We start from the raw sequence: 10,255 nt of genomic DNA, 5'->3' as shown, positions 1-10,255 counted from the left end.
TCAATGTCGATTTTGGTATGTTCGCATGATTGCTTATATAAATTTTTTATCTCATTTAAGTAATCAATGAATGTGCTTTCATTTAAATAATTAACGTTTATTAGAGTATTCTTATCTAAAGTATCAATATTTTTATTATGGATATTTGTTTTAAAATACCGCCCTTTGTCCTATCAATTCTAGATAGATATAAAGACAATATGCCTGTAAAAAAATCCATTTTAGAGATATTATGTTCCTTTGTAAAATCAGCAAGCTTTTCATTGTTAAATTGAATTTCAAAATTAGCATAATTTTCAGATTTGATTTGATAAAATTTGACGTTGTCTCCATTTTCCAAGAGACAGTTTTTCCAAAAAGAGGAATCCTTTTCAAAATCAGGGGAAGACAAATAGGATTCAAGTTTGTTGTGATAATCTAAAATGTTCTTTTCAAGAATTTCATCATTCTTTTTGATGAATATATTATAAAGGGATTTTATTGAGTTGTGATCAAAGATGTATGAATTGATATTTGCTAAAATCGTGTATTTGTCCTTGTTTTTCAAAACTAGAAATCTATATAATGGAACATTAATAATTTCCTTGAAGGAAAAAGTAAAAAAGGTTCGGATTTCATTTTCAATGCTTTCCTTATTGAAGTCCGAAATGTTTAAAAGAGTGTATGGCGAATTATCTTCTGTAGAGTATTCATTTAAATTATCATCAAAGCGAATATTCAATAAGGACCCTATCTTTTTAAAAGCTTTATCTATTTCACTATCTGTTGAGCTAATGTCAAATTGGAACTTTATTTCATTAAAATGCATTATATCATCCTAAAATATAGTTTAGTTATGATAATCAAAAATATTATAAAAATGACAGTATTAATCATTAATTATAAAATATATAGGAGAATATTTAGTTGATATTGGGAATAATCCTCATAATTACTGATATGCAGAAAAAATAAAATATCAAAAACATCATTCCTTTTCAAGCTTGCCATTATATTCCCTAAAAAAATAAATGGGATGAAATTTAATAATCTGCAATTAACTGCAATGGACTTGTGAAAAATTAGAAAATTAATTGAAATTAATAATCTGATTAATAATTGGAATGATTATGTAAATTCATTTTTAAGCATTTTTATAAATTATTCATTGTCTATACATGCACTATATATTCTACTGTGAACATGTTTGTTTTTGATTAATCATCTGTAATTTTGCTGTGAACATGTTTGTTTTTGATTAATCATCTTGAATTATTTCTCATTCCATTAAAAAAAATATTTATAAATATTTTCGATAATTGGGATAATTTTTGATTTTTTATTCAATTAAAAAAAAAATATTTATAAATATTTTCATTAATGATACTACAATTATCATATTTGTTTAATTGTCCTTAATAAATTTTTTGAATCAAGTGCTTACTTTCAATTAATTTAAAAATAATCCAATTATTAAGCTAATGAAAAGCATGTAGGTTTAGCAAAAATATAAAAAGATTAAAATAAAGTGATGGAGGAAGAAAATTGTTATGGCTTAAGTTTGTTGATTTATAATTAAAATTATTATATGATTGGGATATAAGAACAATGTTTATTTTAGGTGACACATTGTTCTTATTGTTTAAAGAGCATTTTTTTTTTAATTTAAGCGATATTTTTTGAAAAAAGGTCTATTTAAACACATGTTATATTATGTTATTTTTCATATAAAAACTTTATTACTTTTTTATAAAAAAGTATTACTTTTTTAATAATTTTTTACTAATTAGTATTATTTTTGAATTTTTTAAATCTTTTTTGTGGTTTTTTGAACTTTTTTTTTATTTTTTTGAGATGTAAAATTTTATAGGCTTAAATTAATTTTTTCAATTGCTTGACTATAAATAAATGAAAATTTTCTAATTTTAAGCCTATATTTTTCACAACCTCATTATTTTTGGATAAATCTAGCAATCCTAAATTATATTTACTGCATTAGGGATTTTAGCCTTAATTGCATTATGTATTTTAGGAACTGTTGTAGTGATAATGGATTCCTTTGCAATATGTCCTGCATCCTTATCATTGCTATGGCCTATATGGATTGAAGCATTCAATTCTTCCTGTAAATTGTTTACAGTAACTCTTTCAATCCAAGGGTTGCTGTCAGTTATGATGATTTCATCTATTCCCTGCTTATCCAATTCCTTAGCGACAAGCCATGAAACGAATCTTCCACCATGCAATGAAACGCTGTTTACATTAATGCTGTTTGCAATTTCATCTAAGGTTTTAGGTAAATTCATTTCCTTATACATCTTAGAGTTTTGTATAGTTGCCCAATGTGCATCCCCTATTGAAAATGAACCTATTGTCTTTGGATAGATGTTTTCAGGTCCTGCAAGCTTAACTGCATGGGTAAGTGCCAAAAGTTCCTCTCTTTGAATAGGGACTCTTGTTGCTCCTCCTTTAATCTCTTCATTCATGATCTTGATTACTCTTGGAAGACCAAACTTCCCTCTTCTTGCAGTTCCTGGTTCAAAACCGCACATGTATCCGTGATGGTTTTTTGGAAAGCCTGTTATTATCACATTCAATCCAGACCTTAGCCCTGCTCTGCATTCGCTTTCATAAGCTCCATTTGTGGCCACTACCTTTCCAGGACATAATATTCTGCTCATAGCTATTGCCTTTGCAAAGCTTTCATTGGTGTTTTCACATCTGTTGAATGGACCTCCTTCAATAACAAATACATCCACTCCCATTTCAATGGCTTTTGAAAATCCTGTAATCAATTCATCATATCCATCACCTACGAACATTATTGCCTCAAGCCCCTTTCCATATTTTTTGGCAAGATTTGCCAAATCTTCAGCTTCTTCAAGAGGAGCTGCATGTCCATCATTGCATTGTTCGCTGCTTAGGTTAATTGCTACAGATGATGATAGCTGTACCCAAGTTTCCTTATCTGGCATTTCGGCCTTTTCCTTATCAATCAGTCTTTCATGGATTCTGCCTCTTGGGCATTCGGTAAAACTTGGACCCTTGTTATAGCAGTCTCCTCCACATCCAACGATGTGCTTTGGGAATCTCATTGCACCATATTTTCCAAAATGGTCAAGATCCAATGGAACATCTGTAATCTTGTAGACTTCTTCCATTATCTCAACTCCTCTTTGACCGTATTTTTCTGCAATGTCTGAAAATGCATATGCACAGATGTGTATTGGTGCTCCAATCATATTGGCAAGCATGCAATTGCCGTAAAGGTCCATCTTTTCCAAATCAGAAGCACAGGTTCCCACTACAACTTCAGTTAAATCACAGCCAATTGGAAACTTTTTAAACCGGGTACCAAGTTTCATGGTTTCTTCTAAGCTTAAATCGGATATTGCATCTACAACAGATGTTATATCCTTTTTTGATTTTGCCAGTTCCAAAGCGCTTTCATCATTGTTGATTGATTCTTTAATAAGTTCGTACATTATTTACCTCGTTTGTGAATTTATTGATTTTTAGTTTTTTTTAGATAATTATTACTAAACTATATGATTTTCATTGAAATGTAATACTTTTTTATAAAATTTTATTGCTTTTCTAATTTTCTATTTAATTTTTTTATGATATAAAAATTTTGCTTTTTTCTTAGTGTTTTTTTATCAATTTGGGGCAAGTATTACTTTTAGTTTCTTATACCAATTTGAGTAATAAATAATTTTAAATATGTATTGCTACAAAGTTATTATTACTACTTTGTTAATTAGTATTACTCATCTGGTATTTTATCAAATTTAGTATTACTTAAATTTTTTTGGGGATAGTAAAGAATCATTTTATGGAATTTTTTAGTTTAAAGAAGCATTTTCATGGTTCTATTTAATTTCATATATTTTCATTAAAAACTAATAAAATTCTAGCTATTTCTCCAAGAATTTAAAAATCTTGTAAATTTTCTTAGTATAGACATGAAAATTTTAAAATGTTGTTTGTTTGAAAGTTGATTTTTCAAATTTTAGGTTGATAATGTTTGAAAATTTAATTTTTTAAATTATTTCAACAGTTGGAATTTCACATTTTAAAATTTTTTTATCCTAACAAAGTGGTAAAATATAAAGGAGATATCAAAAAATGAAAGTAGCAATTTTAGGTGCTGGCTGTTACAGAACTCACGCAGCTAGTGGTATTACAAATTTTTCTAGAGCTTGTGAAGTAGCAGAAGCAACCGGTAAGGAAAACATTTCAATGACCCATTCTACTATTGAAATGGGTGCTGAATTATTAGAATTAGCAGGTGTAGACGAAGTTGTTGTAGCTGACCCTGTATTTGATGGTGAATTTACTGTAGTGGAAGACTTTGATTACGCAGAAGTAATTGCTGCACACAAAGCTGGAAACCCTGAAGATGTAATGCCTGCAATCAGAGCAAAAGTAGGAGAATTAGCAGAAACTGTACCTAAACCAGCTGGCGGTGCTATTCACTTCACTCACCCAGAAGACTTAGGTATGAAATGTACAACTGATGACCGTCATCGAAAAATTCGCTGATGTAATTAAAGACGGTGCTATTGTAACCCACGCATGTACCATTCCAACTCCTAGCTTAAACAAAATCTTCGAAGACTTAGGCAAAAACGTAAATGTGGCTTCCTACCACCCAGGTGCAGTACCTGAAATGAAAGGACAAGTTTACATTGCAGAAGGATTTGCTGACGCTGCAGCTATTGAAACCTTAAAAGACTTAGGTACTAAAGCAAGAGGATCTGCATTCACCTTACCTGCAAACATGGTAGGTCCTGTATGTGATATGTGTTCCGCAGTAACTGCAATCACCTACTCTGGTCTTTTATCCTACAGAGACACTGTAACCCAAATCTTAGGTGCACCAGCAGGATTTGCACAAATGATGGCTAACGAAGCATTAACCAACGTAACAAAATTAATGGCAGATGAAGGTATTGACAAAATGGATGATGCATTAAACCCTGGTGCATTATTAGGTACTGCTGACTCAATGAACTTCGGTCCATTATCTGAAATTGTACCTACTATCTTAGAATCTTTAGAAAAAAGATCTAAATAAGTAATTAATCAAAAAAAGATTTAAAAATAAGTTAAGTCTTAAAAAAAGATTAAAATAAGTGTTATAACTTTATAAGTTATAATAGTTGAAATTAGCTCTTAGAGAATAATTTTAGCTACCTAAACTAAAGAAATTAAATTTAATAGACATTAATCTTTTTTGTGAATTTTGGGATTGATGCTATTAATTTAATTCTTTAGATGATATTAAACAATAAGTTATTATTGACATATTGGTAAATACGTGGATAAATTATAATAACAAATTATTTAATGAATAAATATTTATTGATATTATTATTTATTTATTGTTATAATTTGCAGAATTTTTAGTATATTATTTAAAGTTATCGGTTTTTAAATAATCCTTTTTAAGAAATCAAAGAATTTTAATATAATTTATTCACAAATTTTTATTATTTTTATTATTCTGTTTAATGTAATCAGATTAATATTTTGTAAAATTTGTGAAATATTAATCTAATTATTATTATGATGTATTTATTAAATTATAACTAGTTAGGGTGTTAACTTGATAGAATCTATCTTAGAAAAGGCTAAAAATAGGGAAAAATTAAGCAAAAGTGAACTGATCCAATTATTTGAAATAGATGATGAAGAGAATTTAAGGAAATTATGCAAAGTGGCTAGAGATATTCGCAATGAATGCTCTGATGTAATTAAACTGACCTCTACTATTCATCTTACAAACAAATGTCAAGTTCAGCCAAGATGCAAATATTGTGGGTTTGCAGCAAAAACATCTTCTAGCGGTTATTATGATGCATTCTTTAAATCTGATGAGGAAATTCGCAAAGCGGCATATTGTGTTGAGAAATCAGGCATACCTCGTATAAGCTGTTCTGGAGGACATGGATACAAAGGCAAGCAAGCAGTCAATGCAGCAAGAATCGTAAAAGGAGAAACCAATCTTGAAATATTGGTTAATGTTGGTGCTGATTTAAATCAAGAGGCTGTTGATGAATTAAAGAGATATAATGCAGATACCATCTGTTGCAATTTAGAGACTACAAATGAAGAGGTTTTTAATTTCGTCAAGCCTGGTGAAAAATTATCTGACAGAATACATATTTGTGAAATGGTTTCAGAAGCGGGGCTTGGATTGTCTTCTGGCCTGTTGATTGGTCTTGGGGAATCATATGAGGATAGGGTTGACCACTTGTTCTTCTTAGGAACTTTTGAAACTTTAGAGGAGATTCCTATTATGGGATTCAATCCATATGTTGATACTCCTATGGAAAATCATCCTCCCTGCTCTATTGAAGAGCAGCTAAAGACCATAGCCATTACAAGAATCATGTATCCGAGGATTAGAATCACTGTCCCAACCCCGACAATAGGTCCTAAAAATGTTGAGCTTCCATTGCTTGCAGGAGCAAACAACTTGGCAACAGTCATTCCTGAAGATTATCCATTAGTCGTTAAGGGAGTTGGATCTCCTGATTATGGCAATTTGCATGAAGTGATTTCAGTGGTTGAGGATTTAGGCCTTGAAGTTCAGCTTCATGCTTGATTCATAATTAATTAATTTATTCTTATAATTTTATTCATACTTTAATAATTTTTTATTTGTTCGGTGAAAAGATGGCTTTTGAAGAAAGTATTAGAAAGGCTTCCATTCAATCATATGAAGGTACACGAACTGGAGACACAATTGAAGAGATTGAAGCTATTCAAGATTATATTAGAAATGCAAAGATAGTGATTCCCAACAAGAATGGAATAAAGGTGGAAGTTATTAACAAGGTCTTGGCTAAATTTGACATTCCTCCTGCAGAATATTTGCAGGTGAACACCAATTTTGCTGATTTTAGCCGAATGCCTGCTGTGGCAAAAGCCATGATTGCAGTTGACCAGTCCGATGCTGATTTGGTTATTGCAAGAGGCCGTTTAGGAATTCCTGGTTCAGGTTCATTTTTAGTTTTTATGGACAATAAATCTCGGATTTTAACTGCTGCAACTTCTCCATCTCATGTTGTTCATAAGCAGTCTTTGGAAGAAACAGTTTATAATGAAGCTTTAGAAGCATTGAAGAGGGTTGGATTTAAGGAAGAATGAAATTTATTAGGGTTAGATTTAAAGAAGAGGATTAAATCCAATTCTTACATATGATTTATTTTTGATGATGGAAATGAATAGTCAAGATTATGATACTGGAATAAGCTCAGAGGTTTTTACAGTTAAATCACGGATTAAATTACTGGATATATTTAATCTGATTTTGGAAAGGAAAGCAACTGCTGTTTTAGATTTATTCAATGGTTTGATTGGAGATGGCATTATTGAAAAAGAGAGTTCTATAATTATCATTGGAAGCTATTTTACAGGAACTGCAATTGCAAAATATTTGGCTATCAATCATTTTAATGACATTACAATTGTTGATATTTATCCTCATTTGGAAGGTTTGATTGATTCTAAAATAGGAAATCCTATTGAACTGCAGGAATTTGATGAATCTGGGGATTTTAAGTTTAATGAAGAAAAAAAATTTAAAAATATAAAATTTTCCTCAGATTTGAGTCTGATAAAAAATGTAGATATTGTTATTGATACGACAGGTTTGGGAGGAATAAACGAAAGCCAATCCCAATCAATTAATTCTAATGTTTTTTTAATCGAAGACCCTATAGCTGAAGATAACGATTCTCTTTTAAAAAATAAGAATAACATATATCATAGGGTAGATTTGGTTAATTCCAATCGTAAGTATGTTCTTAAGACTAAAGGATTGAATACAAAAACCTCAGGTACAATGACTTTCACAATAGATGTTTTAAGGCAATCCATGAATAGGATATTGGCAACTGAAGGGGTTCTTTACTGTTCATCTGAAATGACATTCTTTGAGGAAATCATTTTCAAGCAAAAGGATTTGGATAAGTTCTTCAGCTTAATTGAATCTTCAGCGATTAAGGTTTCAACAATTTTGCCCTTTGATTGTGATGATGTCATCAGAGACTTTATTGATGAGATTTATTCAGAAATATTGATTAGGTGAGAATATGTATGCAACTGATATTTTTAATATTGTAGATGAATTGGTTCCTCGAAAATATGCATTGGAAAATGATAAGATAGGCTATTTTGGGAAGACTTATGATAATCTGGATATTAAAAATATTAAGATTCTAATGGATCTTTTCCCTAATGATGATTTGAAATTCGATAGTGGCGATTTGGTCATTTCCCATCATCCCCCATTGTTTATGCCAAAGACTCCTACCTATGTTGTTCATTCCAATTGGGATATTATTAGTGGAGGAGCTAATGATGCTTTGGCCTACTATTTAGGCTTAAAGCCGATATCCATCTTTCATAAGCAAACTGGAATAGGCAGAGTCTGTTCCACAACAAAGACATTAGATCAGTTCTTGGCTTTGGCTTGCTATAAGTTTGGTCCTGAAAACATTAGATTGGTTCATGAAGGTGATTTTAATAAGATGTTAAGGAAGATAGCTATTGTTTCAGGATTTGGATTAAGCAATAAGGATTTTATTAAATTGGCTAAGGATAGGTCAGTTGATGCGTTTGTCTCTGGAGATCTAACACATTCAAATGCCATTTTAGCTAAAAAGTTAGGTGTCACTTTGATTGACATTTCCCATCATATTATAGAGCTTCCAGGTCTATTTGCCTTTACACAAATGCTTAGAAACAACGATGAGATCAATGTTCCTGTAGAAATGATAGATACAGGAGTTCCCTGGAAATATGTCTCTGCAGACTTTTAATTTTTTTATAATCATCAAATAATTTTTTAACTAGTTTTTTGTTTTTATTTTTAATTTAAAATTTCAATTTATGTGATAAAATGATTCAGGAAATGGAAAATAATTTAATTCCAAAAGGAAGTATAGATTTAGTTGGCTTTGGCAGATTAGGTTTAAGAACAGGAATCAATCTTATTCAAATTCATAGAGGAGGACCAGCTAAAATTACAGTTATTGATGGACAAAAAATATCAGAATCTGATATTATTTTCCTGCTTAAAGGTGCTGAAGTTGGAACATACAAGTCTGATTTCTTAAAGAAACTTTCCATTCATCCAAGTGATTTTAGAGAGGTTGTTTCCATAACAGAAGATATTTCAGAAGAAAACATAGATTTAATCACTGGTGATGTTGTTGTTATTGAAATAGCTGGTGGAAATACAATACCTACAGCTGCAAAGATTATTAAAAAGGCACATGAAAATGGTTCTAAAACATTAGGAACTGCAGGAATCTTTGGCATTGGTGATGAAAAGATAATCGTAAAGGACATTTCTGAATTTGATGATTCCAATCCTGCTGTTAATGAATTGAGAAAAGAGGGAATCACAAAAGATCATTTGGTTTTAACCACAAACACTTTTATTCGTGATGGAATTCCAATCACTCCTTATGTTCTAGACAATATAGCTAATACATTAACAAAAGAGGCTTTAAAATTATTGATAGAAAAGAATAATGAATGATTTTTCTCATACTGAAGGTTTAAAAATGATTACAATAGCTACTGCAGAATGCTTTACACATGGGATATTGGCTCGAGAAATTCATGCTCTTGCACAGGATTATGAGGATAATTTTGCATCAGATTATTGGAATCTAATAAGCAATGCTCAAAAGGACTGCCTTAAAGATGCAATTTTAGAGGATAAATGTTCCATTTTTGATTTAAAGGATTTAAGTGTAAGCTGTGGTTTGTTTATTCCAACATTAGATGCAGTTAAGTCTGTTTTGAGAATTGAAAATCCTGTAGAACCTTTAGGCCTTATTAAAGGCATTAAGGTTTATGATGATGTTGGAGATTTGGAAATGTCAATATTAATGGCTGAAGCAGTTAAAAAAATAGCTGGCACAGATATAGGTATTGGCACAACTGCAGGAATAGGTTATGGAGGTATGGCTATTGTAGATGATGATATGATTATTAGCACTAGTTCTGATGTAAGTGCTGATTTAATTAAGGCTAATTCTTATAATTTGTATCGTCGTCAAAAGAGGGGTATAGAGAAAACATTAAGGATATTAATTTATTATTTAAATGGGAATTTTGATAGGATTCAATCATTAAATAATGTAAAAATATCTTATAAATAATTTTTTTTTTACTTTTAAATGTAATTTATTTTTTTTTAAATAGTTTTTAACCCTATTTTGCTTTTTTTTTTTTTTTTTTTTTTTTTTTT

At 30.3% G+C, this 10,255-nt stretch carries 8 protein-coding genes and 1 pseudogene; 7 read left to right on the top strand and 2 right to left on the bottom strand.

The window, feature by feature from the left end:
* Positions 1 to 115: 115 nt before the first annotated feature.
* Complete coding sequence (locus tag QZV12_RS11775; protein WP_295622118.1) at positions 116 to 808, bottom strand: hypothetical protein; 693 nt, start codon at positions 806 to 808, stop codon at positions 116 to 118.
* Between the two features lie 1,147 nt (positions 809 to 1,955).
* Complete coding sequence (gene hmdC / locus QZV12_RS11770; RefSeq protein ID WP_295622116.1) at positions 1,956 to 3,464, bottom strand: 5,10-methenyltetrahydromethanopterin hydrogenase cofactor biosynthesis protein HmdC; 1,509 nt, start codon at positions 3,462 to 3,464, stop codon at positions 1,956 to 1,958.
* A 643-nt stretch (positions 3,465 to 4,107) separates the two neighbouring features.
* Here hmdC and QZV12_RS11765 point away from each other — a divergent pair.
* The 7 genes and pseudogenes from QZV12_RS11765 to QZV12_RS11735 all read left to right on the top strand — a co-directional run bounded on the left by QZV12_RS11765 (position 4,108) and on the right by QZV12_RS11735 (position 10,166).
* Positions 4,108 to 5,059, top strand: a pseudogene (locus QZV12_RS11765) (5,10-methenyltetrahydromethanopterin hydrogenase family protein).
* Between the two features lie 531 nt (positions 5,060 to 5,590).
* Positions 5,591 to 6,592 (top strand): 5,10-methenyltetrahydromethanopterin hydrogenase cofactor biosynthesis protein HmdB, encoded by a 1,002-nt coding sequence (hmdB, locus tag QZV12_RS11760; protein WP_295622111.1) that lies wholly within the window; start codon positions 5,591 to 5,593, stop codon positions 6,590 to 6,592.
* 71 nt (positions 6,593 to 6,663) lie between these two features.
* Positions 6,664 to 7,137, top strand: coding sequence for a DUF3236 domain-containing protein (locus tag QZV12_RS11755; protein ID WP_295622105.1), 474 nt, complete (start codon positions 6,664 to 6,666; stop codon positions 7,135 to 7,137).
* A gap of 73 nt (positions 7,138 to 7,210) precedes the next feature.
* Complete coding sequence (locus QZV12_RS11750) at positions 7,211 to 8,080, top strand: SAM-dependent methyltransferase HcgC family protein (RefSeq protein WP_295622103.1); 870 nt, start codon at positions 7,211 to 7,213, stop codon at positions 8,078 to 8,080.
* Between the two features lie 4 nt (positions 8,081 to 8,084).
* Positions 8,085 to 8,813, top strand: coding sequence for a Nif3-like dinuclear metal center hexameric protein (locus tag QZV12_RS11745; protein WP_295622098.1), 729 nt, complete (start codon positions 8,085 to 8,087; stop codon positions 8,811 to 8,813).
* An 80-nt stretch (positions 8,814 to 8,893) separates the two neighbouring features.
* A complete protein-coding gene (locus QZV12_RS11740) occupies positions 8,894 to 9,538 on the top strand; it encodes a hypothetical protein (protein ID WP_295622091.1) in 645 nt (214 codons plus the stop codon).
* 25 nt (positions 9,539 to 9,563) lie between these two features.
* Positions 9,564 to 10,166, top strand: coding sequence for a UPF0254 family protein (locus tag QZV12_RS11735; protein WP_366925565.1), 603 nt, complete (start codon positions 9,564 to 9,566; stop codon positions 10,164 to 10,166).
* The last annotated feature ends 89 nt before the right edge of the window (positions 10,167 to 10,255 follow it).

It is taken from the genome of uncultured Methanobrevibacter sp. (assembly GCF_902769175.1).
In the GTDB taxonomy this organism is placed as follows: Archaea; Methanobacteriota; Methanobacteria; order Methanobacteriales; family Methanobacteriaceae; genus Methanobrevibacter.
This window is presented reverse-complemented; position numbering and strand designations above follow the sequence as displayed.

Bases quoted from the DNA above. Each gene is read 5' to 3' on its own strand.
- QZV12_RS11775 (WP_295622118.1), bottom strand. From the start codon at position 808: ATGCATTTTAATGAAATAAAGTTCCAATTTGACATTAGCTCAACAGAT.
- QZV12_RS11735 (WP_366925565.1), top strand. From the start codon at position 9,564: ATGATTACAATAGCTACTGCAGAATGCTTTACACATGGGATATTGGCT.
- hmdC (WP_295622116.1), bottom strand. From the start codon at position 3,464: ATGTACGAACTTATTAAAGAATCAATCAACAATGATGAAAGCGCTTTG.
- QZV12_RS11755 (WP_295622105.1), top strand. From the start codon at position 6,664: ATGGCTTTTGAAGAAAGTATTAGAAAGGCTTCCATTCAATCATATGAA.
- QZV12_RS11745 (WP_295622098.1), top strand. From the start codon at position 8,085: ATGTATGCAACTGATATTTTTAATATTGTAGATGAATTGGTTCCTCGA.
- QZV12_RS11750 (WP_295622103.1), top strand. From the start codon at position 7,211: ATGAATAGTCAAGATTATGATACTGGAATAAGCTCAGAGGTTTTTACA.
- QZV12_RS11740 (WP_295622091.1), top strand. From the start codon at position 8,894: ATGATTCAGGAAATGGAAAATAATTTAATTCCAAAAGGAAGTATAGAT.